Annotated in this window: 25 protein-coding genes and 2 pseudogenes; 17 read left to right on the top strand and 10 right to left on the bottom strand. The window is 58.5% G+C overall.

Annotated features, from left to right (window positions below; genetic code table 11):
• Nucleotides 1-868 precede the first annotated feature (868 nt).
• Nucleotides 869-1,909: a hypothetical protein gene (locus N2604_RS11245; protein ID WP_260374748.1), complete on the top strand. Its 1,041-nt coding sequence runs from the start codon at nucleotides 869-871 to the stop codon at nucleotides 1,907-1,909.
• A 198-nt stretch (nucleotides 1,910-2,107) separates the two neighbouring features.
• Here the strand turns inward: N2604_RS11245 and N2604_RS11240 are convergent, their stop codons facing one another.
• Nucleotides 2,108-2,587, bottom strand: coding sequence for a redoxin domain-containing protein (locus N2604_RS11240; protein WP_245473586.1), 480 nt, complete (start codon nucleotides 2,585-2,587; stop codon nucleotides 2,108-2,110).
• Between the two features lie 732 nt (nucleotides 2,588-3,319).
• Here N2604_RS11240 and N2604_RS11235 point away from each other — a divergent pair.
• Entirely contained in the window at nucleotides 3,320-3,736 is a 417-nt protein-coding gene (locus tag N2604_RS11235) for a cupin domain-containing protein (protein ID WP_128956836.1), read from the top strand.
• A 504-nt stretch (nucleotides 3,737-4,240) separates the two neighbouring features.
• Here N2604_RS11235 and N2604_RS11230 read toward each other — a convergent pair.
• Together N2604_RS11230 and N2604_RS11225 are read right to left on the bottom strand one after the other, a co-directional pair.
• Nucleotides 4,241-4,714 carry a cytochrome b gene (locus N2604_RS11230; RefSeq protein ID WP_260374747.1) on the bottom strand — a complete coding sequence of 158 codons (474 nt, stop codon included), beginning with the start codon at nucleotides 4,712-4,714 and terminating at the stop codon, nucleotides 4,241-4,243.
• 146 nt (nucleotides 4,715-4,860) lie between these two features.
• Complete coding sequence (locus tag N2604_RS11225; protein ID WP_128956834.1) at nucleotides 4,861-5,070, bottom strand: hypothetical protein; 210 nt, start codon at nucleotides 5,068-5,070, stop codon at nucleotides 4,861-4,863.
• A gap of 441 nt (nucleotides 5,071-5,511) precedes the next feature.
• Between N2604_RS11225 and N2604_RS11220 the strand changes: the two genes are divergently transcribed.
• From N2604_RS11220 to hemC, 6 genes are all read left to right on the top strand, one after another.
• On the top strand, nucleotides 5,512-5,928 hold the full coding sequence (locus N2604_RS11220; protein WP_260374746.1) for a hypothetical protein: 417 nt from the start codon (nucleotides 5,512-5,514) through the stop codon (nucleotides 5,926-5,928).
• A gap of 24 nt (nucleotides 5,929-5,952) precedes the next feature.
• Entirely contained in the window at nucleotides 5,953-7,350 is a 1,398-nt protein-coding gene (locus N2604_RS11215) for a cbb3-type cytochrome c oxidase subunit I (RefSeq protein WP_260374745.1), read from the top strand.
• Nucleotides 7,347-8,675, top strand: a complete 1,329-nt coding sequence (locus N2604_RS11210; protein WP_260374744.1) for a c-type cytochrome — start codon at nucleotides 7,347-7,349, stop codon at nucleotides 8,673-8,675. The genes N2604_RS11215 and N2604_RS11210 overlap by 4 nt, the downstream gene beginning before the upstream one ends.
• 9 nt (nucleotides 8,676-8,684) lie before the next feature.
• Nucleotides 8,685-8,927 carry a hypothetical protein gene (locus N2604_RS11205; protein WP_260374743.1) on the top strand — a complete coding sequence of 81 codons (243 nt, stop codon included), beginning with the start codon at nucleotides 8,685-8,687 and terminating at the stop codon, nucleotides 8,925-8,927.
• A gap of 13 nt (nucleotides 8,928-8,940) precedes the next feature.
• A complete protein-coding gene (locus N2604_RS11200; RefSeq protein ID WP_235544531.1) occupies nucleotides 8,941-9,387 on the top strand; it encodes a cytochrome C in 447 nt (148 codons plus the stop codon).
• A gap of 595 nt (nucleotides 9,388-9,982) precedes the next feature.
• Nucleotides 9,983-10,918 carry a hydroxymethylbilane synthase gene (gene hemC, locus N2604_RS11195; RefSeq protein ID WP_260374742.1) on the top strand — a complete coding sequence of 312 codons (936 nt, stop codon included), beginning with the start codon at nucleotides 9,983-9,985 and terminating at the stop codon, nucleotides 10,916-10,918.
• On the opposite strand, the gene N2604_RS11190 is transcribed toward hemC, so the two are convergent.
• From N2604_RS11190 to nhaA, 3 genes are all read right to left on the bottom strand, one after another.
• Entirely contained in the window at nucleotides 10,893-11,201 is a 309-nt protein-coding gene (locus N2604_RS11190; protein WP_260374741.1) for a hypothetical protein, read from the bottom strand. The genes hemC and N2604_RS11190 overlap by 26 nt on opposite strands.
• A gap of 7 nt (nucleotides 11,202-11,208) precedes the next feature.
• Complete coding sequence (locus tag N2604_RS11185; protein ID WP_409241708.1) at nucleotides 11,209-11,529, bottom strand: DUF6894 family protein; 321 nt, start codon at nucleotides 11,527-11,529, stop codon at nucleotides 11,209-11,211.
• A gap of 98 nt (nucleotides 11,530-11,627) precedes the next feature.
• Nucleotides 11,628-13,496 carry a Na+/H+ antiporter NhaA gene (nhaA, locus tag N2604_RS11180; protein WP_260374740.1) on the bottom strand — a complete coding sequence of 623 codons (1,869 nt, stop codon included), beginning with the start codon at nucleotides 13,494-13,496 and terminating at the stop codon, nucleotides 11,628-11,630.
• 17 nt (nucleotides 13,497-13,513) lie between these two features.
• On the opposite strand from nhaA, the gene N2604_RS11175 reads away from it, so the two are divergent.
• The 5 genes and pseudogenes from N2604_RS11175 to N2604_RS11160 form a co-directional block, all read left to right on the top strand.
• Nucleotides 13,514-13,867: a hypothetical protein gene (locus N2604_RS11175; protein ID WP_260374739.1), complete on the top strand. Its 354-nt coding sequence runs from the start codon at nucleotides 13,514-13,516 to the stop codon at nucleotides 13,865-13,867.
• An 895-nt stretch (nucleotides 13,868-14,762) separates the two neighbouring features.
• Nucleotides 14,763-15,242 carry a hypothetical protein gene (locus N2604_RS11170; RefSeq protein WP_260374738.1) on the top strand — a complete coding sequence of 160 codons (480 nt, stop codon included), beginning with the start codon at nucleotides 14,763-14,765 and terminating at the stop codon, nucleotides 15,240-15,242.
• Between the two features lie 42 nt (nucleotides 15,243-15,284).
• Nucleotides 15,285-16,151, top strand: coding sequence for a caspase domain-containing protein (locus N2604_RS39745; protein ID WP_409241707.1), 867 nt, complete (start codon nucleotides 15,285-15,287; stop codon nucleotides 16,149-16,151).
• Nucleotides 16,152-16,314: 163 nt separating this feature from the next.
• Nucleotides 16,315-16,596 (top strand): bacterioferritin-associated ferredoxin, encoded by a 282-nt coding sequence (locus N2604_RS11165; protein WP_260374737.1) that lies wholly within the window; start codon nucleotides 16,315-16,317, stop codon nucleotides 16,594-16,596.
• Between the two features lie 100 nt (nucleotides 16,597-16,696).
• Nucleotides 16,697-16,870 (top strand): annotated as a pseudogene (locus N2604_RS11160) (bacterioferritin); the annotation flags it as partial.
• Between the two features lie 32 nt (nucleotides 16,871-16,902).
• Here the strand turns inward: N2604_RS11160 and hemE are convergent.
• Nucleotides 16,903-17,937 carry a uroporphyrinogen decarboxylase gene (gene hemE / locus N2604_RS11155; RefSeq protein WP_260374736.1) on the bottom strand — a complete coding sequence of 345 codons (1,035 nt, stop codon included), beginning with the start codon at nucleotides 17,935-17,937 and terminating at the stop codon, nucleotides 16,903-16,905.
• 111 nt (nucleotides 17,938-18,048) lie between these two features.
• Here hemE and N2604_RS11150 point away from each other — a divergent pair.
• Nucleotides 18,049-18,247, top strand: a pseudogene (locus N2604_RS11150) (hypothetical protein).
• Nucleotides 18,248-18,690: 443 nt separating this feature from the next.
• Here the strand turns inward: N2604_RS11150 and N2604_RS11145 are convergent.
• From N2604_RS11145 to N2604_RS11135, 3 genes are all read right to left on the bottom strand, one after another.
• Nucleotides 18,691-19,785: a hypothetical protein gene (locus tag N2604_RS11145; protein WP_260374734.1), complete on the bottom strand. Its 1,095-nt coding sequence runs from the start codon at nucleotides 19,783-19,785 to the stop codon at nucleotides 18,691-18,693.
• A gap of 69 nt (nucleotides 19,786-19,854) precedes the next feature.
• On the bottom strand, nucleotides 19,855-20,424 hold the full coding sequence (locus tag N2604_RS11140; RefSeq protein WP_128935401.1) for a cytochrome P460 family protein: 570 nt from the start codon (nucleotides 20,422-20,424) through the stop codon (nucleotides 19,855-19,857).
• A gap of 11 nt (nucleotides 20,425-20,435) precedes the next feature.
• Entirely contained in the window at nucleotides 20,436-21,110 is a 675-nt protein-coding gene (locus N2604_RS11135) for a cytochrome P460 family protein (protein ID WP_128935402.1), read from the bottom strand.
• Nucleotides 21,111-22,184: 1,074 nt separating this feature from the next.
• Here N2604_RS11135 and hemA point away from each other — a divergent pair.
• The 3 genes from hemA (at nucleotide 22,185) to ccmB (ending at nucleotide 25,251) form a co-directional block, all read left to right on the top strand.
• Nucleotides 22,185-23,450: a 5-aminolevulinate synthase gene (gene hemA / locus N2604_RS11130; protein WP_260374733.1), complete on the top strand. Its 1,266-nt coding sequence runs from the start codon at nucleotides 22,185-22,187 to the stop codon at nucleotides 23,448-23,450.
• Between the two features lie 381 nt (nucleotides 23,451-23,831).
• A complete protein-coding gene (ccmA, locus tag N2604_RS11125) occupies nucleotides 23,832-24,458 on the top strand; it encodes a heme ABC exporter ATP-binding protein CcmA (protein ID WP_260374732.1) in 627 nt (208 codons plus the stop codon).
• 130 nt (nucleotides 24,459-24,588) lie between these two features.
• Nucleotides 24,589-25,251: a heme exporter protein CcmB gene (ccmB, locus tag N2604_RS11120; RefSeq protein ID WP_128935405.1), complete on the top strand. Its 663-nt coding sequence runs from the start codon at nucleotides 24,589-24,591 to the stop codon at nucleotides 25,249-25,251.
• Nucleotides 25,252-25,317: the final 66 nt, after the last annotated feature.

Below are 25,317 nucleotides of genomic sequence, written 5' to 3'. Positions count from 1 at the left end.
AACGAGCTAGAACGCCGCATTGACTGAGACAGGTATCTTGCGGCCTTGCGAAGTTTGCGGTCATGTTCGATCGATACAAAGGCAATTACCGCACGAACGGCAGCAATGTCTTGGAAGTAGATAACTTGGCTGACGGCACCGCCAAGAGACGCGACAGCCTCAATTGCGCCGCTACATTGCATGTCGACTCTCCAATAGCATCGTGTTCCGCGTGTCGGTTCAGCGTTGAACGTTACGACACGAAGATGCTTTAGAGAGTGACCCTGCAGCACGGCGAAGGGAAATTACAATTCGACATCGACTTGATAAACGATGGTTATTGCTGCTTTCCGATTAGCATGATTATGTAGTCGGAATGCACGATCACACCGCACGCTGAGCCCAGCGCTTCGTTTCAGCAAAGACTCCTGAGCCGCGTTGAGGCGCAATGAACGGCGTCACGACACGCACACCGTTGCCGCGACTTCGGTCGCGAGCTCGAAGAGACGCTCATCAGTAACCTGCGCGAGCGACACGCACTACGAACAGTAAAGGTGAGCCATTCATGATGCGCATGAATAACTCAAATACATTTTAGCCGGCTAGTGGCTCATAGGCGAATTGGGCAGCTTGTGTGCTAAGATCCGCCGTTCTATCAGGACATTACTTGCCTTCGGCGGAAGCTTCGACTGACGCTACCTTCTCTTGCTATGACACCGGTCGAACATTCAAAAGCACAATGAAGACGGTGATTGATCGAAAGAGACACTCCACCCAGCAATTAACGATTGATCGGAACACCGATGCGCGACGCAGACAATACTCGAAGGCCCGCCCATCTCGGAAGTCGTCTCGAACCCGGTTTCTTAACCGTGACTCTGTAGGGTGGATGATGGACGCAATTGTTCACGGGCAAAATCGCAGTAGGCGTCTCGAGAAGCGCGATGGCTATGTCGCTCTTGCGCCGGCGGCGGCGGCGATTTGTTATCCATTTCTGCTCAATGGTTTCCATGCTATCGTCGGCACGCAAGCCGCAAGCCTGCCACCCGTCGCAATCGCCTGCGCGACCAGTGTTTTGGTCGTTGCGTTCGTGGTGCCGTTCCTCGGGATCGCTCTAGCTTGTCGACCAACGTCCGATCCCGGTTCAAGACGCCTCGCCTATGCGAGCGTTGTGTCGCCGACGCTCTATGTTTTTCTCGGCGTTGTGCAAGCCCTAATCAAGAGCCCTATTCCCGATGAGGTCATCTGGTGCGCGATCTGGCTCGCGATCGCGAAATGGTCGCAGTCTGCACGAGGTCCGGCTGAATCAGCTGAGCCTGTGGTCGGAGGTTGGCGGGTTGTCCATGGAGTAACGGCCGTGGTCCTGAGCCTATATGTGGTGTTTCATCTAGCGAACCATCTGTTCGGCTTGATAGGTCCTGATGCGCACGCCGCAGTGATGAAGATCGGACGCGTGGTTTATCGCTCTGCCGTAGGTGAACCCTTGTTGGTTGCAACCATGCTTTTCCAGATAGGGACCGGCCTCCTTCTGGCGTGGCGGTGGAGCGCCTCGGCGCATGACTTCCAGAGGACCTATCAGGTCGCTTCGGGCGCCTATCTCTCAATCTTCATTCTCGGCCACATGAATTCGGTCTTCGTCTACGCACGAAGCTTTCTCGGCATACCCACGGATTGGAACTTCGCGATCGGAGCTCCGACTGGGCTCATTCATGAAGCTTGGAACATCCGTCTGCTCCCTCACTACGCGCTCGGCGTCTTCTTTGTCTTGAGCCACCTCGCTTCAGGATTAAGGGTGGTGCTGATCGCACACGGTGTCGATCAACGTACTGCCGGTCGACTTTGGGGTGTCTGCATCGCTATGAGCGCCGTCGTAGCATCAGCGATAATCGCCGGAATGTCTGGAATCAGAATCGGTGCATTCGCTTCGTGAGTTTCGACCACAAAACTGCCTGGAATACGCCTTTTTCAGCGAGGCCCGTGGAAACCATACGTCTCATCGTATGGCGCTGCCAAGCGATGACTACGATCCGGCGATCGCCGATGGGACCTGGCGGGTCCCCGGCCAAGCGCCATCCAGACACGTGCGCCATCCATCGATCTTCCAGCTAATCCCGCTGCTTTGCTGCTTTCAATTTTTTGCCAAAGATTTGAGGTGGCGGACAAAACCGAGCACATCGTCGGGCATCAGACGGCCGATCGCGCGGGTCGAATAAACGGCCGTCACCACTTGGCCTTCGGGGTTCAAGACGAAGCCGGTTGCCTGGAGACAGACGGGATCGTCATTAACGAAGGCGCCGGTCACCGCGGAAACCGCTCGCGCGTCAGCACCGTAAGCGACGGGGAAACCGATTTTGTGCTTTTCGACGAGCATTTCCGATTTTTCCCGGTCGTCTACCGATACCGAGACGACCTTGATGCCTTCACCGACGAATTTGTCTGCCGCTCGCGCGAAAGCGGCGAGCTGAGCGTTGCAGTACGGGCACCAGGAGCCACGATGGAATAAAACCACGCCAAACCAACCTGCAAGATCGGCAGGCAGGCTGATTTTTCCGCCCCCGACGCGAGCGAAGGTAAGAGATGGAAAGATGTCGCCGTTTTGCAGCATCATAATCGGCCTCACTGTTTGAACCGCAAGGCGCTCGAACCGCCCGCGGCTTCCTCAAGAACGGCCCCGCATCCGGTGACCAGGTCGCTTCGCTGATCCCATCTCCGGAAGGCGCGCCGAATCGATGAGGTCGTTGCTTCGCATAATCGAGCCGCCTAGCTTCTCAAGCCGACATTGTATGTAGGTCACAGGATCGAATTATACGACGCTAGCTCGGAGATTGACCAAAGGACGTCGGCAACGCAAAATTGATTGTCGCCATAAAATCAATAAACGATAGTTATAGTCACTCGCGCAGTGCCCGAGCCAGATGCCAGTGGCCGCGTCTGCAGAAACTCGCCGCCTCGGCAATCGATCAACGTCCCAGCCTGCGGGAAACGGCCGCCTATCCACTCCTGAACTGGCATTGCATGGCGCCAATGACGTCATGTGTGGCATTGACGTGGCACACCTAATTCGCCAGGTGCGTGCGGCACGCGGGCTCCTCTCGCGTCGGAGCTCATCAGCACAATGGACGCGTTGGAATGGAAACCATAACAGTCAGACATTTTCCCGTGAGGTGACGTCAGCTTAGCATCGCTCAAGCGAGCCTAACGTTCCACCACGAGTTTCAGATAACATTTGAAATAGCCAGTCTCGTGACGACCTCTTCCCGCCCGTTATAACGGATACGATCGTGATTTTCCTATCGAGGATCATCATCTTTCCGACTTGTTGCTCAAAAGGACAAAGCCCATGAAGATCCAATCCATTATCGTCCTTAGCGCCGCTCTCGCCTTCTCGATGACCGGCCCTATTTGCGCCCATGATAGCGGGGCGGAAACCGTCACGAAGAACTTCGAGGCGGCTATTCCCAATATCCCTGGCAAGTCGCTGATTGCTGTGGAAGTCGATTACGCACCGGGCGCGGCCTCTCCGCCCCACACCCACGCGAAATCTGCTTTTATCTATGCATATGTGATCTCAGGCGCGATCGAGTCGAAGGTAAATGATAGCGAGACGCGCATCTATCGGGCCGGCGAGAGCTGGTCTGAATCTCCGGGTTCGCTCCACTCGATCAGCCGCAACGCGAGCAAGACCGAGCCGGCGAAGCTGCTCGCCCTGTTCGTCCTTGACACCAATGACAGCCCGCTCACCACTCCTACCAACTGACGCTTCAGACGCAGTGAGCAACGAACGTCCTCAAAAAGCTAACGATAGACGAGTACAATTCGTTCACTCGGTTCACCGGGCCTGCACCGCATCGAACGGATCTTAGCCACGCTCGCTAGCACACTCTACGACAAGCCAACTGCCCGCGCCGTCGAGGCTGTTTGCGGCAGGATCGGCAACCCCAACGCAGATCTTCCCGCGCTACGATTGCGCAAACTACTTGCGCGACGTCGAACAAACGAGCCTCAATGTCGCTAGACTTGATTGGGTAATCGGCAATTCGGCGACTCAAATTGCACCAGCTAACAACGGCGGTCTGAGGGCGACCTCGGCTTCCTGCAGGAGGCACGGACTTTGACATCATCTACCGTATTTGTGTCAGTGCGCTGTCGCGACGAACTCCTGTCAGTTGGAGCGGCAGCGCATGAGATTCAGTGAATTTTGCAAGCAAATATCGCCAATTTCAGAGGGAATACGGCTCTCCGCGGTACTCGGACTGATCATTCATGCACCGGGAATCATCGACTGAAACACTTCATCACGCAGATAAAAGTAGTGGAAGAGGGCCGCGGCTGTATGCACGCCGGCAACCCAGAGGATGGCGTTACCTAGCGTGGCATGTATTTCCATCATCAGATGACCCAGACCATGCGCTTTCGTGATCTGCGGAGCGATGTCGAATCCGGGAAGAGTGACGGGAATCCCCTCAAGCCAGGTACCAAGCACGGCCGTTGTTGGAATCGCAATGAGGAACACATAAAGCACGAAGTGGACGAGCTGCGCGATCAGGGTCATCCATCGCGGCATCGGCTGCTTCGCTGGCGCGCTGTCGATCAGCCTCCATACCAACCGCAGTACGACGACACTGAAAACAAGAACCCCGAGCGTCTCGTGAATCCTCCGGAGCCCGTCCGCGGAGGCGGAATAGAGCGAGTAGCCATCGCCACTGCTCAGCACATAGGCGACAAGAACCAGCATGACCGTCAGCCAATGGAACAATCGGGCGCCGGCGCCGTAGCGAGAAGAAGTGCTGCGCAAAGCGATTACCTAACTTGGAAACTCACCACGCGGCTTCGCCTCTGGCTCCGGGCAGCGTCCCCCTGAAGATGATTTCGACGAGCTGTTCAGGAAAGGGCCAGTCTCGCCACACCGATCAGGTTGCTGGCGCACCGAGGCGTGCCGCCGGCCTCCCTGCGCACGTTGCCCGCCGCGGCGAATGCGGCGACGACGAGGACATAAAGCCTCTCCTGGACGGCGGTGTTCAGCGTTGCTCCGAACCGCGCTGAACTCTTGACGGCATTGGCGTCGGTCGCTCGCATCTGTCGTTCCATCATCGAAACCTCCGCGAGCCGACCGAATTCATCGAGAAGCAGGCGCTATCAGGTTGCCATTTTCTTGCCGGCTGAGTTGGCCAGAGACATGGATCGCATCACCGACCTCAAACTGTTGTCTTTCATATCGACCCTCGTTGCTTTTCGCGCTGGTCGCGTCTCGTTGGCGGCATTTAGTATTTGAATGACGATGGTTGAAGAATGGCCCTGCAACTGCGCCGAGTGAAATCACCTTTCGCCATAGAGTCGATAGACGATCGTTATTGCCGCCCCCGCGGTGTGACGACGCCATAGCGTGGAATGCCTGCAGGCGCATATCCAAGCGACTGGCCCTCGCGCCTTTGGACAAATCGAGTTTTGCTCGTTCCATAGCGACGCCCGCTTACCCTTGTCGCAACCTAGGCGATCAGCGTAGGGCAACCTGGATCTCTGGAGATGCGACGGGTGGCATTCCTCACTACGACGCTGTTGGTCGGCGATAACGATCGTATATCGACTCTATGTCGAAAGGTGATTTCCCTTGGCGGGCCTTGCAAGCTCATTCTCCAACGCGTCGTCATACCGCAGCTTTCAAATGACGTCACCAACACGCGATCAGATCGAGAAGCCAGGAGGCTCGATATGCAAAGCAACGGCGTAAACCCGGCTTCAGTAAGTGGTAAAGCCGCCGATTTCGGCGAACCATGGGAAGATGGCTACCGGTACGTAACGGCGGACAGGATCGGCGAAACGATCCATGTTTCCGACCAGCTCAGCTACAAAAATAAGGACAAAGTGATCGCGCCGGATTCTCCCGATAAAGCCGGCCCGGTTGCAATGCCGCTGACGTCACGCTTTTGGTGCGCCTCAGGGCAACGCTGAACAACGTCGTCGAGGAGACGGATGATGTCCGATAGCGCTGCAGCCATTCCACTTCGCGCGCTCCCTCCGGATGACCGTGTTTTGGCACGGGTGCTCGCGGCGTACGTGGCCTCGGCAACAATCTGGCTTGTATTCGCCACGGCCGTGGGGCTCCTCGTCAGCTTCAAATTCGCTTACCCGGATTTCGCGACCACGCCAGCGCTGTCGTTCGGTCGGCTGCGCGCGATACACACCAGCGGAACGTTTTATGCCTGGGCGAGCCAGGCGCTGATTGGGCTTGCGCTGTTTGTCGCAGCGCGCAGTTCTGGCGCAAGGCTCTACAGCGAGCGCCTCGCATGGATCAGTCTTGCGCTCCTCAATGTCGCCGCCGTGCTGGGCACGGTCACACTCGATCTCGGCTTCACCTACGGCCAGGAGTATCGCGAATGGCTGTGGTGGATTCGCGTAATCCTTGGACTCGGCTTGATCACCGCGGTCTGGAATATGATCGCCACTGTCGAGCGCCGGGATGGCGAGCATATCTATGTTTCTAACTGGTATACTATCGGGGGCACGCTGTGGACCATTGTGATGGTCGTGGTGTCGATGTTGCCCTGGTATCAGTACGGACTGGGTCAGGTCGCGGTACAGGCCTTCTTCATGCATAACGCCGTCGGACTATGGTTCACGCCCCTATCGCTCGGTGTATCCTACTATGCGCTGCCGAAGCTCTTGAACCGGCCGATCTATTCATATTCTCTCGGCGTCTTTGCATTCTGGACGAATCTCATCTTCTATCCGATCATCGGCGCTCATCATTTTGAATTCAGTCCACTACCATGGTGGCTGCAGACTACGGCTATCGTCTTCAGTGTGGCCATGCTGGTTCCAGTGCTGAGCGGCACCGCAAACTTCCTTCTCACCTTCCGGGGGACTCACGAATGGATATATCGCTCGCCTGCGGTTTTCATCCTCGTCGCCGTCTACGGCTATCTACTGGGTTCGGCACAAGGCACATTCGAGGCGTTTCGCTCGCTGCAGCAGCTTTGGCATCTGACCAATTACACGGTAGGGCACTCGCACCTGACGATGTATGGCTTCGTCACTTTCGCGATTTGGGGCGGCATCTACGCGCTGTTGCCGCGCGCCACCGGCAAGTATCCCTACAACCTGACCATGGGTATACATTTCTGGCTGTCCGCCGTCGGCGTCGTCATATACGTTGCGGCGCTATCGGCCGCCGGCACCGTTCAGGGGCTCGATTGGTTTCGAGGACTCACCTTCATCCAGTCGGTCGAAGATGCCGCGCCATACTGGCTGTGGCGCTCCGTCGGCGGCTCGCTGATGTTCGCCGGCCATCTTGTCTTCGCTTTCAACGTCTGGACAATGACCTACGGTAGGTCCTGCACGGAGCTTGCGGCAGCCAAGACGGTGCCGGCATGAACAGGACATTGGCCATTTCTGGCGGTTCAACGCTGATCTACACTGGACTGGCGATTCTTATGGGCGTGCTGCCGGGGATCTGGCTGTCGAAGGTGCCACCGACGCCGGGCCTTAAGCCACTGACCCCGATTGAGGCGCGGGGTCGAGATGTCTATGTCTCCGAAGGCTGCTTCTATTGCCATACCCAGCAAGTACGCCCGCTCTCCGGAGATAAGCCGTTTGGCCGCCCGTCTGCGCCGGGCGATTATGCCTACCAGACTACGGAATTACTAGGTTCGGAGCGCACTGGTCCAGACTTGAGCAATATCGGTACGCGGCAGTCGAGTAGCATATGGCAGTACATCCATCTCTATCAACCGCGTGCAGTTGTACCGCAATCGATCATGCCGGCCTTCCCCTGGCTGTTCAGGATTGTGGACAAACTACCTCCAGGAGAGAAAGCGGTGCCAGTGCCGTCCCGGTTCGCGCCAGGCGGTACCGTCATCCCAAACGACGACGGCAAGGCGCTCGTAGCCTATTTGTTGTCGCTGAAGCAGCCCCCGCTCGTTTCGACGCAGTCCCGCGCCGCGACTGAGAGTCCTTCGAGCGGGTCCCCGGGGTTTGATGCCATCAAGGGTGCCGCACTGTTCGCCGACAACTGCGCATCCTGCCATGGCGCGGAAGGCAAGGGTGTGCCGGGAACGTTTCCGCCGCTCGCCGGAGATCCGGTGGTTAACGACGCCGATCCGACGGCACATATTGGCGCTGTGCTGCACGGACTTGGCGGGCGGGTAATCAATGGCCAGAGCTATGAAGCGCAAATGCCGGCGTTTGCCGATCAATTGTCTGATCAGCAAATCGCTGACATCATCAATCACGAGCGATCCTCGTGGGGCAATCGTGGTGCCTTAATCAGTGCGGCTGATGTCGTCGCGGCCCGCGCCAACGAACCACTGCAGAAGCAGGCAACGACGCCGAAACAGGTCTCGCCAGTAGCGCCCCCGGCACCGACGTTCGATGCTGCGGAAGGATCGAAGCTCTTCGCCGACAACTGCGGCGTCTGTCACGGCGCCGAGGGCAAAGGCGTTCCTGGCACATTTCCGCCGCTTGCAGGCGATCCGGTCGTTAATGCCGCTGACCCTGCCGAACACATCACCACCATGCTGCGCGGCCTTAGCGGTAAGGCAATCGACGGCCAGAAGTACGAAGTAGAGATGCCGCCGTTCGCTGACCGACTGTCTGATCAGCAGATCGCCGATATCATCAATCACGAGCGCACGTCATGGGGTAACCACGGGCCGTTGGTGACGCCTGCCGAGATCACGAAGTTCCGCGCTGAAAAATAGGAGGCGACGATGACCGATACGATTACCGCCTGGATTCTCTCGGGGCTCGGCTACCTCTGCACTGCGCCTTCGATCGCTGGTGGCGCTGGCGGTCCTAGTCTTGCCGGACCACTACTCGGCAACGCGCTGGTGGCGGGTGGGGCCGGGCTCGTGACACTTAGCTGCATCGTGGCGGCGGTGTGGATGCTGGTCACCCCCGGCGAACGGGATCCCGATCATCCAAAATATCGCGTCCTGCATGCCGACCGTTAGAGGAATGCAACACGTGTCCGATCCGCGCATCCGCATCTATCTCGACGAAGCGACCGATCCCGTTACCGATCAGCGGCCACCGGCGCAGATAGCGCTCGACACCAAGAGCCTTGCCGACGGCGAACACGGCCTGCGCATCGAAGCCCAGGACGCCACTGGCCAAGTCGGCGTCCGACGCCTTCGGTTCCAGGTCCGCAATGGGCCCGGGATCACACTCAGCGGGCTCGGTGATGGGGCCGTCGTTCACGGTACGCTGCGCTTCATGGTCAACGCGTTTGGAGCCGAAGAACCATTCGAGCCGCACCGGGCAGAATCGCCCTCGCCAATCCCTGTTTGGGTTTGGGTGCTAAGCCTGCTGATCGTTGCTTGGACCGCCTGGTACGTCGCGACGCTTTGGAACGTTCCCGCGAACTACGCCAAAACCCCGACCTATTCCGCGTCAATGAATCCATTCAAATAGCGCGCCGGTAGAAAAGCGAGCTTAACAATGAGGGGCTTCGCCCCAGCATCAGGAATCAAGCGCACATGCCACGCACCATAGTCAACAAGCACGGCTTCCCCGGCGTCAGGAAGCGGTCGGACTGTGCTAGGCGGCGAAAACCCTACTACGCCCGCATCAGCAATGGTTGCGAAAACTTCATCTATAGCAAGAACTTCGCGACGGCCGAGGAGGCCGCTGCGGAATATCAGCGAATGAGGGCTGAAAAGTCATCGCCCCTATCGTCGAAGGATTACCGGTGAGCATCCTGCCCGAAGTGACCACCCCGGCGCCACTGGCCTATCCGGGTTTCCGCGACTCCGAGCGAATATGCGCGTTCACGACACAGTGCGTGGAGGTGACAAGAAAGCGACGCGATCCAATCGAGCGGCATCGGCTCTTGATCATGGAGGCTCTCCCTTGGCTTGGCATAATGGCCACAGGCTTTTTCGATCACCGTTCTACCTTTATCGCTTCGTTGTGAACACAAGTGACGGCAGCCCACATGAAGCCCTACAGGTCGATTCCTTCGCAGCGCTAGAAGTCGGCGCGCTACACAACAATCAGAGCCTTGATCATGGAAATTCGCCTCGGCACCAGGCGAAGTGATTTGGCCCGCTGGCAAGCCAGTCACGTCGCCGCTCTTATTCATGGCGTCGAGCCGGCCGCTGCGGTAAGACTCGTTTTCACAAGTTCGGTTGGCGATAGAGATCGACGGTCGTCCTTTCAACAGTTTGGCGGCATCGGAGCATTCACGAAGGAGAGCGAAGACGCGCTTACGCACAAAGAAGTTGACTTGGTCGTTCACTCCCTCAAGGATCTTCCGACCAGATTGCAGCCCGGTTTGGTATTGGCGGCCGTTCCCAAAAGAGCGGATCCTCGTGACACAATTTGTGGCGTTACATTAGATCAGTTACGACCAGGGCTGCGCATCGGCACTGGATCAATTCGCCGCAAAGCGCAACTTCTCGCTCTTTGCACTGGTCTGGATGTTCGACCCATCCGTGGAAACGTTTTTCCAAGGCTTTGTAAGGCAAAGAACCGAGAGGGAATAGACGCTACTCTATTGGCAGCGGCGGGGTTGTCACGGCTAGGATTGCTACATGAGGCCTCACAGATACTAGACTCGAATGTTTTCCCGTATGCAGTCGGCCAAGGCGCCCTCGCGGTCGAAGCTCGCGAAGAAGATACGGCACTCATAGCACTGCTTAAAAAGATTGAAGATCGGAAATCGCGCACCGAAGTAGACGCAGAGCGCGCATTGATGAGAAGTCTCGATGCGGGTTGCAGCTTACCGCTCGGGGTTTCTGTCAGATGGTTCGCCGGGACATTAACGCTTCGAGGACAGGTGACTCATCCAGATGGCCACACGAAGATTGCTGATGAATGCGTTGGGACGGCCGATCAAGCCGACGTAATAGGCACACGTCTCGGAGACAAACTTCTTCAGCGAGGTGCGGAGGAGATATTGAAGGCTGTGCCTAGCATCATGGAAGAGCAAAGGCCAATCTAAATTCGAAACCTGGCGTGACGAAGGACTTCGGGTCTTTGGACACCGCATACGATTTCGGCGCGACCAGTTGCAAAGCCTGAAACCTGGCCGACCACCGAAACGCAGGCTGGCGGCGGCGTTTTGCTGCCCAGCGCGCGCGAGCACTCCTCCGCAATTCGTGTCGGCGCATCAAGTCGATCTTGACCTTGCGGCGCTGACGCTGAAGATAGTCTTCGTAGGGCACCAGCGGCCTGCTTTTCAAGTGGGACATAAGCGCGTTGGTCCAAAGGATCGCTTGGAACACGGCGACCTCAATTCGGCTCCCCGAGCACGAAAGTGAAGGGCACAACGAAGAGCTCATCGCCCTGATCATTGCTGACATGCAGAACCCAGTCACGCCAATCCTCGAGGCTGCGCTCTTTGGTGAGGGACTGCACGATGCGGTTCGCATGATCCCGCGCTTCAGCAATATCATCCACGACGGCGCCGCGGCGATCGACGAAAACCTTCTTGGTATTCGCGCAGTGGAAATATACGCGCGTCATTTCGACTCCTTCAAATGCGACGGTTCGCCACGATAACTCTGCGTTGCTGGTGTCCTCGACGGCGGGATACCAGGAGATCTCGACCAAGTGCCCCTAAGTTTCACGCCTGCGATGTGGAACAGGCGGACCGCCGCGTCGCAGGTGGAATCATCTCCTTTTCGCGGTCAGGCATAAGCGGCGGCAAGCTATGATGATTTCATGCCGGCGCTCTGCGGCGCATCTCCGATAAGCTCCTGATGCGAAGCTCCCCAGAGCAGGCCAGTCCCGACGACGGCAGAAAGACTCGAGGCGGCGAACACAGCGATTTTTGCGGCCGAGAGGTCCGTCGCGCTTGGAAATGCCTGTCCGGCGATGAAGAGCGACATCGTGAAGCCAATGCCAGCAAGGGCTCCTGCCCCGCCCAGCTGCCGCCACGTGTATTCGGCCGGCTTGACGGCTATGCCTGTGCGCACTGCTGCTGCGGCCGCGAGGAAGACGCCGAGCGGTTTTCCTATAGCGAGACTAGCGACGATCGCAGCGGTCAGACGGCCATGGCCAGCGAGGACGCTTGGGTTGATCGTCACTCCGGCATTCGCCAATGCAAAGATTGGGAGGACAGCGTAGCTCGATCGCGCGCCGGCGTGTCGTAGCAGTCGATCGGCGGGCGATTCAATTCTATCATAGATTGCGTCGAGCGCCTGCAGGGCTGGAGTGGAGGGGCCGCGCCTGAGAACTTCGCCCTCATGCCGAGCTTCGGACGCGATGATGGTGCTCGCCTGCGTCATCAGGGCGGCCAGATTGGCGGGCGGTCGCGTCGGAATGAACAAGGCGAGTAACACGCCGGCCAATGTAGCGTGGAGACCGCCCGCGTATACGAGGGCCCACAGCGCAGCGCCCATCAGGATGTAGGGCGAGAGATGGTACACCCCAGATCGGCTCAGCAGCACTAGCGCAACTACAACCATCGCCGCCGCAGCAAGGTAGGCCAGATGTATTTCGCCGGAGTAAAACACGGCGACGACGACGATCGCACCGATGTCGTCAACGATGGCCGTCGCCGTGAGGAAGATGCGCAGCTCGACCGGGACGCGGGAGCCCATCACTGCAATCAAGGCAATCGCGAACGCGGTGTCGGTCGCCATCGGAACACCCCACCCGTGCGACCACGGCCCCGCGGGGAGAACCAGCGAATACAGACACGCCGGCACAACCATGCCGCCGAGCGCGGCCGCGATCGGAAGCGCCGCGGAGCGACGGCTTGCGAGGTGTCCGACTGTCATCTCGCGCTTCACTTCCAATCCCACAACGAGGAAGAACAGCATCAACAGCCCGTCGTTGACCCAATGGAGGATGGACATCCGAAAGGCTGCGCTGCCCAAGCTCACGCCGAACTCCCACCGCCAGAGCGCCTCGAACGCCGGCCCGATCGGCGAGTTCGTCAAGACAATCGCCGCCACAGTCGCGACGACGAGCAAAATGCCGGCGGACGGGCCCCAGCTCGCGAAGTCGAGGGCAGCCGTACGGACCCGGTGGCCAAGCGTGCCAAGCATTGCATCAACGAGAGAACTTTCGTCCCAGGGTCCGTCGTAGCGCCGGCGGTTGATGTAAAATGTCGGCGTGAATCTCACGCCGCTCGCGCGTGCACTCGCGATGTCCGACTCCACCCTCGCCTTCGCGCGGCGAACCGCGTCGCTATCGCGAAGCGTGGGGTTGGCATGCACACCTAGGTCAGCGGCCACCGCCGAAAGGTCGTCCTCTGTGAGCTGCATCGACCTCGTCATCAGCTTGATGTGCGCGGACCAGAACGTCTCTGGTGTCTGAGCAAGCTCAGCGAGCTCCGCAGCACGGAAGGAAAGACTGTTGTCCGAGAGCGGCCTGTGGCGGAAGGCATAGCAAACGCGGTCGCCAAGTTGATCGCGCGCCTGCGCGATGCGCTCGTTGGCAGCCCTGCAGTGCGGACAGGCGTAGCTGCCGTACTCAACCAGCGAGATCTCGGCATCGGCGGGGCCGAGCACATGCTCTGTCTTGTGATCGACCGCACGATCGAGGCGGCCGGGCGGGATCATAAGCTTCATCGCTGAACGGAGCCCAAGTGTTCGCGCGCCGTTCTCACCGGGTGCCGCTCGCCAGCAGCGACCGCGGCTCGCGCATCGAATGGATTGGTATGGCACAAGACGCCCGACACCTCGCCGTTGGACCCGACGACTGGGATCTCCATACATCTCGACGCGATGCGGCCGATATCGTCATCGCGCACGCAACTCACACTTGTGCTGAACGCACGCTCCCCTCCGTTCGCAACACCCGCGCCCCCCACGAGCACGACGACATTCTCCAACGGCAAGGAAATGCGAGCCGTCTCTTCGATGTGCATGTCGGACCTCTGATGATCGTCCAACGGAAGGCCGACTTCGGCCGCAGCCGCGGGCGGGCGATGACTGATTAAGATTGGGTCAGCGACGGTGGAAAAGAAAATCACCTCTCGCCATGAAGTCGATAGCCAGCCGTTATCGGAACAGCTCAAAAGTCGTGCGTCACGTGCTGCGGGCCGGACCGGAACTCTCGGCTGGCGCGAAGAGGTGCTCACGCGGTCATACTTTCGGCGGAAGGATTATTATGCGCGGCTCGGCTGATCTCTCGGCAAAAACACTAGTGCTGCGAGCGCGGTCGTAAAGCCCAAGCGCCCGTACACCCCGCCGCAATCGGAGCTGCGAGTAAACCGTGACCCAGAGCATTGCAGAAAGACCGGCCCCTCACCTGGCCGCTCCCACCGATCGATGGGGAGAGAAGAACCGCCTGTCGCTCTGAAGGCACACGGCCCGACATGGCTTTGCGCTTTCCACCCTGGTGAGGTGTCCGCCACTCGCACGGATTTCTAACACTCGAGGCGTCGGTTTAAGCAAGCTCCGCGCACCGAGGACGTCGGGGGCGCTGCCGTCCCGACCGGGTTCGAGGGTACCAACCGTCAATCCGCGCAAAACCAGCGTCGCGATGGCGCCGGGGTCCCTTCGGCCACAAGAGACCGTCGTCCACTGGCGTCCTTTAAACGACGGAACCTTTGGTTCTTCGAATGCGTATCACTCGAAGTTGGTGTCATCACGCTTCTAGCCCATGAGTTCGCCGCGCCATGGGTGGTTACATAATTGTCTGCTCGCCACGTCCGCAGAGGTTCCTAACTCGTCGTCGCCCTTGAACTACCCGATGATGGGCCTCCTCACTGTAGTCTCGCCCAGCAAAGCGGCAATAATGGTCGTCTATCGACTCCATGGCGAGAGGTGATTTCCCTCGACCGAGTTGCAAGGTCATTCTCGTTGCGTGGTTTAAAGCGAACAGGAGCTTCTATGAAGATTCAGGTCTGCAAGCTCGCGAGTGCGCTCGCAATTGCTGTTCCTATCGCGATCGCCGCCACAGCCAAATCGTCAGCCTCGCCGATCAATGGCACGTCGATCAGGGCGACGATACCAGATTTGACGACAGACGTGCACTTATTGGCGCGGCGGAGTCACCACTCTGCACCGGCAGCATACGGTTCATCGTCCTACGACGGCTCGTGGGACCTCGTCTTCGTGACGCAAAGAGGAACCTGCGTTTCCACTTACAGCTTCACTGTCGATGTGACCAACGGAATTGTCACGCATCCCAATCTCGTGAAGTTTCGAGGATACGTTGCAAAAACGGGCGCGGTTCGCGCTTCCGTGACGGTCCAAGACAAATATGCCGCGGGCGCGGGCAAACTGTTTGCGACGTCCGGTCGGGGGACCTGGAGCGGCCACTCAGGATCAGCGCGCTGTTCAGGCTACTGGACGGCGCGACGGAATTGACGAGCAAGCGGAAAGGCGCGTTTCTTCGGAGACCATAATGGAATGAGATCTCCCAGACTAGTCGGCGTCGCAGTCTCGCTCAGCTTGCTCTTAACCAGTCTCCACGGGACAAGGCAACGGGAGACGCCTCGGCCCATCAGCGATCCCATCTGGTCAGGCAAATCCGCGCCCCTCGATACTAGTCGACTGGCGCTGGTGATTGGCAATTCGGCCTATCCCGATGCTGACTCTCCTCTTCCCATAATGACACGCAACGCGGAAGGCCTGACAAATGCTCTTCGCGAGCACGGCTTTCTGGTCGATGCCATTGAAAATGCCACGGGCTCGGACTTGACACACGCAATCGAACATCTAAGGGCAAGAGTACATTCGAACTCGACTGTGTTAGTTTATTTCGGAGGTTACGGAATCCAGTCTGAGGGACACAATTATCTAATCCCAGTCGATGCGAAGATTTGGAGGGAAGAAGATATCCGTCTACAAGGGCTAAGCATTGACCATCTCCTCTCGCAACTCCAGACTTCAGGAGCACGCGTCAGGCTCCTAGTTATTGAGGCTTCGCGCCGCAACCCTTACGAGCGACGCTTCAGGACTTATTCACATGGGCTTGCACCCATTCAAGGAGGTGAGAATGCGCTGATCCTAAGCTCAGCCGCGCCTGGTGCAATCGTCGAAGACCCTGATGAACTACATAGCCGGCTGATGACCGCTCTTCTTGGGCAGATGGATTCTTCGAGGGGGATAGAGGAGGTCTTCAACAATACCCAAAATGCAGTGGTGACTGCATCTCAGGGCCAACAGACTCCAGTTGTGTCATCTACGCTAACCGAGAGTGTCGATCTTTGGGCGGAACGGAGCGGCGTTCCCCTGTTCTCGGTCGGATCTGCGGCTAGCGGTCGCAGCGAGTGAACATACAAAGTTCTGCTGATCTGCAAGGAACAAAGGTCAGGGAAAGACTTCCAAGGGCGGGTCACCACTCAATCATCTCCGTGCTCTTTGGACTATTCTACGCGCCCGACCGCCGTCCAATATCGATCTCAACCGCCTTGCTGAAACGTCCTTTTAGGGTTTCATGATCGTTTGCTCCTGCAATGTCCTCACCGACCGCGATGTTCGCCACGCCGTGAACACGGCCGAGGATGCGCTGCGCAATGCCAAACAGATCTATGATTGTCTCGGCTGCAGCGCTGAGTGCGGCCGCTGCGCGCGCACCATCAAGACGATCATCGACGAGGCGTATAGGGAATGTGCGCTAGCCTGTCAGGCCGACTGTCCGCATCGCCGGATCAGGGATGACGCGCAGTATGAGCGCGGAGGTGGACCAGCGATCGACTTCCTTGGTTTTTCTCGGTAGGTGCCTCTCGGTTTCGTCTCGGGGATGCTTGCTTGTTTTTCCTCAGAAGCGTTCTAAACTAAGAAAGGCAAAGGCCCGACCTCAAGCCTTGAAGTTCATCATGCAGGGCGACCCCAGAGTCATCGAGTATCTTAACAAGGGACTGCGTCACGAGCTCACCGCCATCAACCAATACTGGCTGCACTACCGGTTCTTGGACAACTGGGGCCTGCTGGAAATGGCCAAGGCTTGGCGCAGGGAGTCGATCGAGGAGATGAAGCACGCCGACCCGCTCCACCGATGTTGGGCCTGTCGGAGGATCGCTCGTTAGCCACGTACGCGTTTGATCATCTGTTCGACATGGGCGATCGGCGTCTCCGGCTGGATGCCGTGGCCGAGGTTGAAGATCAGTCGCCCTTGCGCAAAATTGGCCAGCACGTTGTCGACCGCACGGTCGAGCGCGGCGCCGCCCGTGATCAGCACCAGCGGATCGAGATTGCCCTGCACCGCAACCTTGCTCTGCACCCGCTCGCGGATGAAGGCCGGGTCCGCGGTCCAGTCGATGCTGACAGCATTGACGCCGGTCGCCTCGACATAGGCCGGCAGCAGCGCGCCGGCGCCGCGCGGGAAGCCGATGATCTTCGCGTCCGGCACCTTGGCCCTTACGCCCTCCACGATGCGCCGCGTCGGATCGACCGACCAGCGCGCGAACTCGGTCGGCGGCAGCACGCCGGCCCAGGTGTCGAAGATCTGCAAAGCGTCGGCGCCGGCGGCGAGCTGTGCCAGCAGATACTGAACCGAGTTCTCGACCAGCACGTCGATGATTTTGGAGAACGCCTCGGGATGCCGGTAGGCCATCATCCGGGCCGGCGCCTGGTCCGGCGTGCCGTGGCCCGCGACCATGTAGGTCGCCACCGTCCACGGCGCGCCGCAGAAGCCGATCAGCGCGACCTTGGGATCGAGCGCGCCGCGCACGATCTTCAACGCCTCGAACACCGGCTCGAGCTTGCCGAAATCTGCGCGCGGCGCCAGCGTCGCCACCTTGGCCGGATCGTCGAGCGGCTCGAGCCGCGGGCCCTCGCCGACCTCGAACCGCACCGAGCGTCCGAGCGCATAGGGGATCACCAGAATGTCGGAGAAGATGATCGCCGCGTCGAAGCCGAACCTTCGGATCGGCTGCAGCGTCACCTCGGCGGCGAGCTCCGGGTTGAAGCAGAGATCGAGGAAACCGCCTGCCTTGGCGCGCACCTCGCGATATTCCGGCAAATAGCGCCCAGCCTGGCGCATCATCCATATGGGCGGGATGGTCTGGCGTTGACCGGAGAGAACGTCGATCAAGGGTTTCGTCGCAGACTGGGGCACGAATGGTCCTGATGCAGAGTTGAGGTTCTTGATACACCGCCGCGCGCAGAAGCGGAGCATGGCAACCTGCTCAAATGCGCCGCGTTGGCTCAGTCAATGAAGGAGAAATCCATGGCTCAGACCTTCAATCCTGCGCCGCACGACAAGCACGCCGAGGACTTAGGCGAAGCGCTCGCGGCCGATCGCCACGCCAAGCTCGACACCGGGTTGGAAGATAGCTTCCCCGCCTCCGGTCCCGTCAGCGCCACGCAGCCGACGCCATCGAAGGCCGACCGCAGATGCCGACAATATCAAGTCGATCTTCAGCTAGCGGCCGCCGGTTGCCGATAGGGTTGCTAAGACCTTGTTAGTGATCTGCGGAAACCCCGGTCCGTAGGAGTACCAAGCATCTTATCAACGTTGTCGAACATCGGCTTGGAGCCCGCAGGAGCGTCCTCGCGCTTCAGAATGGCAATATGGGATTCTCCTGCTGCGAACCGCAAATGATTATTCGATGCCCGTGGTCGCCACTGGACTGGCTCGAAACCTAGGGCCGATCGCGCCACGCCACTGAAGTGGACGGCAACCTGTCCTTCCAACGCCGCAGCATCGGTCGCGATAGCCCGGCAGATTATCAAGGCCTACAAACAGTAGCGTCGGGTCCTAGCGCGTGCTCATCAAATTCGCATCGACGTGAGAGGAAAGCGTCGGTGGTTAAGAGACCGATTGCGCTTCCCGCATGAACGAGGGAAGCGCAGCTATGTGGCCAGGAGATTATTCATTGGTGAAGCCTACAACCGGACAATTCACTAGATTCCCCGTCGTCTTCACCGGCCCTCCCGCAGGACTCACCAGTAAGCCCGCCGCACTTTTGGATTCAAGATCGTCGCCGTCAGTGATCAGTTTCCTTTGATCCTTCACGATAGCTTCCTTGGTCCACTCGGCTAGTCGTACGTCCCACATCGGGGAGTATCCGGCGCTGATCTCAGTGAAGTGCGCGAGGATGTCGAGCGAAGGCCCCTCTCCCTTTATAGCACTGTTGAGTCCCTGGCGATTCGGATCGTTCGCCCCCATGTTGCCATTCACAATCGTATAGATCACCTCGATCGCGCCGCTCTGAAGAATGTCGCTTTCCGCAGGCGCAAAGGTGGACGCCTCAAGGGTCGCCGACTCCTCGGAATTTGCGTCAAAGCTAAGATAACGCAGGTGTCTTCCGTTCGCGAATCCAGACCGGAGTTTCAAGTCGACAGTGCCCTTATCAGGACAGATGCTTGCTACGGAGTCCGTCACCACGGAGTAGTCAGGGCTGCCGTTGCAGAATGAAATTTTGTCCGGCCCGACATCGAACGCGATGATCGGCGCATTGAAAACGATATTCATACTATTGGACACCCGCACCAGTGGGCTGTAGTGCGCATCCCCAATAGATCCGGCTCGGGCTGTCTTAGGAGGAAAGAAACTGGGCGCGTCCCCTCCGACCAACTTCTGCGAAGGTGAGAAATCGACCCGCCCTGATTTAAAGGTGAAGTTACCCGAGTCGTCCATTTCCGCAACCCGTGTGCTCTTCAGGTTCTTGGCATCAGTGAGACTCGGCGCCCACGTAAGTCCCATCTTTTGCGAAGTATCGTAATCGCTTACGTCGGTGAGAACGAACCAAACGGTCTCTCCCGAGGCAAGACGGCCGCGATGGAGCGGTAGCGTCACCACCTCTCGTACTAGGTCCACCTGGCCCGACGTAAGAAATTGCTTCGTGATCTTTTTGCCAGCAGCTGGATCGGCCGCTAGACTTACATGAGGTGTCGAAAACGACACCACAAACATCACCATCGATCCGCAAATGCATCTGACGAGCTTTCCGCTGGGCTTCATGACGCTACCTTCTTTGCATCCAGTCTGGTTTTGCACACGTGACATTAAAGCTAGTTCGCCGAGGGCCTGTCACTTTTTGAGTCCGGGATAGCCTTGAACATAGATCCAGTCAGTCGCTTTGGCAGGGATGTGGCAACCTAGACAATCTGAGCGGAAGTCGGTTGAGGTCGTTTTCACCGGGTCACCCGCGTCAAACCAGGACCAGCCCCAACCGTTGCCCCACAATTTATTATCGGGATGACTGTTTTTGCCGTCCTTCACCATCATGAACCAGCCTTTGAGGCTTTGTTGATGGCTGACGGTCCCAGTCGTCATTTCCGAAGTCGCCGCGGCGTACACTTCTTTCACCAGGATCGAACCCTCGGGAAATTCGCCAGTCGTCCGATAAGCTGCCGCAGTTCCGGGCGACCCATAGACCACGTGCATCTCCTTAGCACCTTTGTCACCTGCAACAGACCAGCTCCCAAGGAATTCGTAGGTCGTTCGGTACTCTTTCGGGACATGCATGTTGCCTGCCCCGTCGACGAGTTGTTCTTGCGCAGAGGCGGCCTGGCTAGGTACGACCTGTGATACTAGGCAGCCGACGCTCACAGCGATAAACGATGCGGACGCTATGGCCGCACTTCTGAGAATCTTCATCACGGTTGTCCCTACTTTTTGATAGACGGATTCTCGCTGGGCGGCATTTTCTTGGAGCCACTCTGGCCGGGCGGTAGCGGCACCTGGTCGAGCAGCGCGTAGAACTGCGTCCATACGTCATCCCGTTTCGCGCTTGCGATGTGGCAGTAGCCGCATTCCTCGACCGGCCGGACTTTGGCAGTGGCCGCTTTCGGTTCGTGGTGATTGAAGTTGAAATAACCCCAACCGTCGCTTGCCTTATATCTCTCGGTGTCCTTGACGGTTACATCCGCTCCGTTGAACGCCCCCGGGAAAAATCCTTTTCCCGATGGCGCGGTACTCGAACCGTCCGGATTGGTGGCAGGCTGCATAAGCTGCAATTCCTTCACGAAGATTGTTCCTTCAGGGAAAACGCCCGTTTTCTTGTAAATATCGTAAGAACCGGGCTCGATATACACGTTGTGAAATTCCGGGAAATTTGCTTGAGGCGGGTTCAAAAAGTTGGGCGTCAGTGGCGATCCAACGTAAACCCATTCGTGAAAGTTTTTTGGCAGAATAAGGTCGCCGTCTTTCGTGTATTCAGGAAGATAGCGGCCGGTGGCGTGCCAATCGTCGGGTGGCGGAAGCTGTGGTTGCTGCGCGAAGGCTGCGGTTGCTAGAGCGCCAACGCCAAGGACCGCGGAAAGTGCCAGTACGGTGCGTCTCATAATCTCTCTCCTATGACAGCTCGATATTGCCGATGAGGCAATGACTGCATTCTTGCGCAGGTGGTCTCATTAACTGCGCGCAGATCAGACTAGGCGTGGATGCCCAAGTGCGAAAGCAACAAGGGGGCATGAAATCGATGCCCGATGGAAATGACGCACTCTCGAACTATTGCTGTTTGATCATCGGATCTTTCTGTTCCCTCGCAACCCGGCGCAGTGAGTTGCGACTAATGGCCATGTCCAATCCTTGCTGATGAGCTAGACTCTTTGCTCATCTGCAGATTGGGCCATTGAGTGTCCAATTCTTGTTGTTCCAAATGTCGCACGCGATCCCACGGAAGGGGCCAGTGCAGTTTCTCGGCCGATACCGAGCCCCGATCACTCAATCCCTAGCGTTGTCCACTCGCTCGCGGCTTGCCTCTGCCTACTCCGAGCGATTGTCGCGTCACCGCAGCTTACGAGCTAATGTCCAGCGTGTCGGTGGAGGCACTTCGCGAGAAGGCATAGTGTCTCGATTGGCGACACCTCACCGCGCCAGCGCTGAAGAGGCCTCCTAGATCAAACAATGGGTGCATGACACTACCAGTCGGCAGGCGCTCTTTGTTCACTTCGACCCGGCTGCCGATCCAGATCGCCCAGCTCTTCGCTGGTGAACAGCCATCGAATGGCTTGGACTATGATCTGGGCGGCATCTTAGAATGCGATGAGCGACGAACCATCTCGCTGATCTGGTCGTACAGTTGACTTAGCGTCCGGTACCAAGTCGCGACCAGGGGGATTTTGCGTCCGGGCGGCGTGCGCACCATGCAAAAAGGACAGGAGGCTAGCCTAGGTCTGAGCTGCCTCAGGCAGCGGCGCTCGATCATAACCGGAGGATTTTAAAATCATAACTGAGACGAGTGCGAAGTGCTCTGCGTGATGGGCTATGGTCGACCTATGCTCGAGCGACGGATAGGGAAGGTTGACATGGATCTCGACATATCGGCTGAGCGTCAAGCGAAGCAACCAGCGCACGGAAGCTCCGGTAATGGACATTTGTGTGCGAACACACATTCGTGTGCGGATATGTTGTGCATGAAACGAGCGTTGACGACGTCCACCGCAACCTTCGTTAGGGGCGCCGTCAATTGTGCGGCCGAAACATACGAACACCATTTTCGTGGCTCTCTTGAGCGCCTGCGCGAAGAACAACGTTATCGCGTCTTCGCTAACATCGAACGCGTCTCCGGTCGCTTCCCTACCGCCAAATGGCGCCGCCTCGACGGATCCGTTACTGAAATCACGGTTTGGTGCTCGAATGATTATCTGGGCATGGGACAACATCCTGAGGTTGTGAGCGCGCTGACCGCGACGGCACACCGCTGCGGTGCAGGAGCAGGTGGAACTCGCAACATCGCGGGAAATAGTTCGCCCTTGGTTGATTTAGAGGGCGAACTTGCTGATTTGCACGGCAAGGAGGCCAGTCTCGTCTTCACCTCCGGCTACGTATCGAACCAGGCCAGCATCTCCACGATCGGTAAGCTGATCCCAGAGTGCGTAATCTTTTCTGATGCATTCAACCACAATTCGATTATCGAAGGCATCCGTCAATCAGGTTGCGAAAAGCGAATTTTCCGCCACAACGATCTTGGTCACCTTGAGGCCTTGCTTCGCGAGGCGGGAAGCCGCCCCAAGCTCGTCGTGTTCGAATCGGTCTACTCAATGGATGGCGATGTGGCGCCGATCGGCGCAATCTGCGACCTTGCCGAGCGGTATGGGGCGATGACCTACCTTGATGAGGTTCACGCCGTCGGCCTCTACGGCGCTCGCGGCGGCGGAATTAGCGAGCGCGAGGGTGTGATGCACCGCTTGACAGTGATCGAGGGTACTCTCGCCAAGGGATTTGGCTGCATTGGCGGCTATATCTCGGCGTCGCGATCTATTTGCGATGCGGTGCGCAGCTTCGCGCCCGGATTCATCTTCACGACCGCCCTCCCTCCACCGATTGCCGCCGCAGCGCGTGCATCTGTTCGCTATCTGAAACACTCGTCTGCCGAGCGCGAAGCACACCAACGACAGGCCGCTGCAACGAAAGAGGCGCTCCAAGCCGCCGGGCTTCCGGTTCTCCGGACCGGAACCCACATCGTGCCTGTGATCGTCGGCGATGCGGAATTGTGCAAGGCGGCAGCCGATCGCCTTCTACAGCGCCACGCCATCTATATCCAGCCGATCAACTATCCGACGGTCCCGCGTGGGACAGAGCGGCTGCGCATCACGCCGTCGCCATACCACGCGGATACCCATATAGCTGAACTCGCGGCTGCGCTCGCTGAGACCTGGGAGGCCCTTTCTCTTTACTGAGAGCCGTGATTGGGAACACTCCCGCGACCGCCTGCGGCTTCGTCGGCAGGGCGTCGGCTAACCGACGGCGCAGCGTACAAGGGAAGGGCGTCGGGCGTTCCCGGTGGTGCAGCCGAGGCAGCAAGCTGGGCAATGCAACATCGCTTTCACGTTTGTAGGGGTGATCGCGTGGCCCATCCTGCCCTCAGCGTTCAAGATCTGGCTCCCATCCGTTTAATGGGCAGCCCCGAAGAGCGAACCTCCTCGGCCTCCTGGGCTGTTCTCCCCCACGTCGCCGCTCGAACACGTTTGTCCCGAACCCATCGTTCATTTCGATAAGCCCTCCAAATGAGGGTTCATTGAAAACGATCACAGCGAAACAACGGACAACGAGGACTGAACATGGATATTAGGCAGCGATCCCATCTGCTGATCGAAGATCTGTCCGTGGCGCGCGGCGAGCGCATCCTGCTCGACGGGATGTCTTTGCGACTAAGCGCGGGCCAAATCGCCGAAGTGACCGGTCCCAACGGAGTGGGCAAATCTACACTCTTGCGGGCGATCGCCGGCTTTTTTCCACTAGGATCCGGCCGCATGTCATGGGTGGAGTCCGAAGCCACGGATCCGGCGCCCCTGGCAGAACGCCTCCACTACGTGGGCCATCTCGACGGGTTGAAATCGTCGTTGACCGCCCGCGAGAACCTCGACATCGGCCTGGGATTTTTGGGGCGAGACCGCCGAACCCCGTTAGAGGCGCTGGACCGCATGGAGTTGGCCCACGTTCTCGATCTGCCTGTCGGCTATCTTTCCGCGGGGCAGCGTCGCCGTGTCGCATTGGCCCGGCTCTTAATCGTCGATCGCCCTCTATGGTTACTCGACGAACCGCTAACAGCGCTCGACCGGCACGCGCGCGCCTTGCTGAAGACTATCGTCGCCAGCCATCTCGAAGACGGAGGATTGACACTGGCCGCGACCCACGAACCTCTTGGTCTGCGAGGGACAGTCCAAGTCAGACTTGGAACCAAATGATGGCCATTTCGCTGAAGTGCGGTCGCACCCTACATAGCGGTCTGTCTCGAGGTCGGGAGAGAAGAGATCACGCTGCTTTTCCGATTTCAGCGGAGCGGTCTCGACGCAATGGCGATGCCGGATGGGCGCTATGACCCGTATTCTCCTCGTCGTTTTTCTTCGCGACCTCATGCTAGCCCGCCGCATCGGTGGAGGTGGGATTCTCGGTCTGGTCTTTTTCCTCAGCCTTGTGACGGTCGTACCTTTCGCGATCGGGCCTGACCTACGCTTGCTGTCGCGGATCGGCCCAGCAATTCTATGGATAGCAGCACTTCTCGCGAGTCTATTAGGCCTCGATCGTCTATTTCAGGCGGATCAAGAGGACGGTTCGCTGGACCAGATGTTCCTGTCGCCGGCGCCCCTAGAACTCATTGTTCTTGTGAAGTGCATCGCCCACTGGTTTGTGACGGGGCTACCGCTCGTTATGCTCTCGCCTCTGTTTGGCCTGATGTTGGATTTGGATGGTTCCGCCCTCCGATCGGTTGCAGCAACGTTGTTGGTTGGTACGCCGGCCTTCACCTTTCTGGGGGCGATCGGGGCGTCTCTTACTGTCACCCTGCGGCGCGGCGGTCTGTTGCTATCGATCCTCGTCGTACCACTAGCCGTGCCGGTGCTGATCTTCGGTGTCTCCGCGGCGCAAAGTGCCACAACGCCCTTTTTGACACCGTTCTTGGTCCTCTGCGCGCTCGGACTCGCGTCCATCGCGCTCGCTCCGATAGCTGCGGCCGCAGCACTTCGTAGCGCGGGAGAGTAATGAGCGCGTGCGACGACAGAGTTTTCTTTCGGGCGCCACCTATGTGGAACGACTTCGGCCTTACCC

Origin of the sequence: Bradyrhizobium sp. CB1015, assembly GCF_025200925.1 — a bacterium.
Lineage (GTDB): Bacteria > Pseudomonadota > Alphaproteobacteria > Rhizobiales > Xanthobacteraceae > Bradyrhizobium.
Note: the sequence above shows the minus strand (reverse complement) of the source record. Positions and strands in the feature narration are given on the sequence as shown.

What these genes read in the sequence shown, in the direction of transcription:
- N2604_RS11245 (WP_260374748.1), top strand. Translation starts at nt 869, where the DNA reads ATGATGGACGCAATTGTTCACGGGCAAAATCGCAGTAGGCGTCTCGAG.
- N2604_RS11240 (WP_245473586.1), bottom strand. Translation starts at nt 2,587, where the DNA reads ATGATGCTGCAAAACGGCGACATCTTTCCATCTCTTACCTTCGCTCGC.
- N2604_RS11235 (WP_128956836.1), top strand. Translation starts at nt 3,320, where the DNA reads ATGAAGATCCAATCCATTATCGTCCTTAGCGCCGCTCTCGCCTTCTCG.
- N2604_RS11230 (WP_260374747.1), bottom strand. Translation starts at nt 4,714, where the DNA reads ATGCTGGTTCTTGTCGCCTATGTGCTGAGCAGTGGCGATGGCTACTCG.
- N2604_RS11225 (WP_128956834.1), bottom strand. Translation starts at nt 5,070, where the DNA reads ATGATGGAACGACAGATGCGAGCGACCGACGCCAATGCCGTCAAGAGT.
- N2604_RS11215 (WP_260374745.1), top strand. Translation starts at nt 5,953, where the DNA reads ATGTCCGATAGCGCTGCAGCCATTCCACTTCGCGCGCTCCCTCCGGAT.
- N2604_RS11210 (WP_260374744.1), top strand. Translation starts at nt 7,347, where the DNA reads ATGAACAGGACATTGGCCATTTCTGGCGGTTCAACGCTGATCTACACT.
- N2604_RS11205 (WP_260374743.1), top strand. Translation starts at nt 8,685, where the DNA reads ATGACCGATACGATTACCGCCTGGATTCTCTCGGGGCTCGGCTACCTC.
- hemC (WP_260374742.1), top strand. Translation starts at nt 9,983, where the DNA reads ATGGAAATTCGCCTCGGCACCAGGCGAAGTGATTTGGCCCGCTGGCAA.
- nhaA (WP_260374740.1), bottom strand. Translation starts at nt 13,496, where the DNA reads ATGAAGCTTATGATCCCGCCCGGCCGCCTCGATCGTGCGGTCGATCAC.
- N2604_RS11170 (WP_260374738.1), top strand. Translation starts at nt 14,763, where the DNA reads ATGAAGATTCAGGTCTGCAAGCTCGCGAGTGCGCTCGCAATTGCTGTT.
- N2604_RS39745 (WP_409241707.1), top strand. Translation starts at nt 15,285, where the DNA reads ATGAGATCTCCCAGACTAGTCGGCGTCGCAGTCTCGCTCAGCTTGCTC.
- N2604_RS11165 (WP_260374737.1), top strand. Translation starts at nt 16,315, where the DNA reads ATGATCGTTTGCTCCTGCAATGTCCTCACCGACCGCGATGTTCGCCAC.
- N2604_RS11145 (WP_260374734.1), bottom strand. Translation starts at nt 19,785, where the DNA reads ATGAAGCCCAGCGGAAAGCTCGTCAGATGCATTTGCGGATCGATGGTG.
- N2604_RS11140 (WP_128935401.1), bottom strand. Translation starts at nt 20,424, where the DNA reads ATGAAGATTCTCAGAAGTGCGGCCATAGCGTCCGCATCGTTTATCGCT.
- N2604_RS11135 (WP_128935402.1), bottom strand. Translation starts at nt 21,110, where the DNA reads ATGAGACGCACCGTACTGGCACTTTCCGCGGTCCTTGGCGTTGGCGCT.
- hemA (WP_260374733.1), top strand. Translation starts at nt 22,185, where the DNA reads ATGAAACGAGCGTTGACGACGTCCACCGCAACCTTCGTTAGGGGCGCC.
- ccmA (WP_260374732.1), top strand. Translation starts at nt 23,832, where the DNA reads ATGGATATTAGGCAGCGATCCCATCTGCTGATCGAAGATCTGTCCGTG.
- ccmB (WP_128935405.1), top strand. Translation starts at nt 24,589, where the DNA reads ATGACCCGTATTCTCCTCGTCGTTTTTCTTCGCGACCTCATGCTAGCC.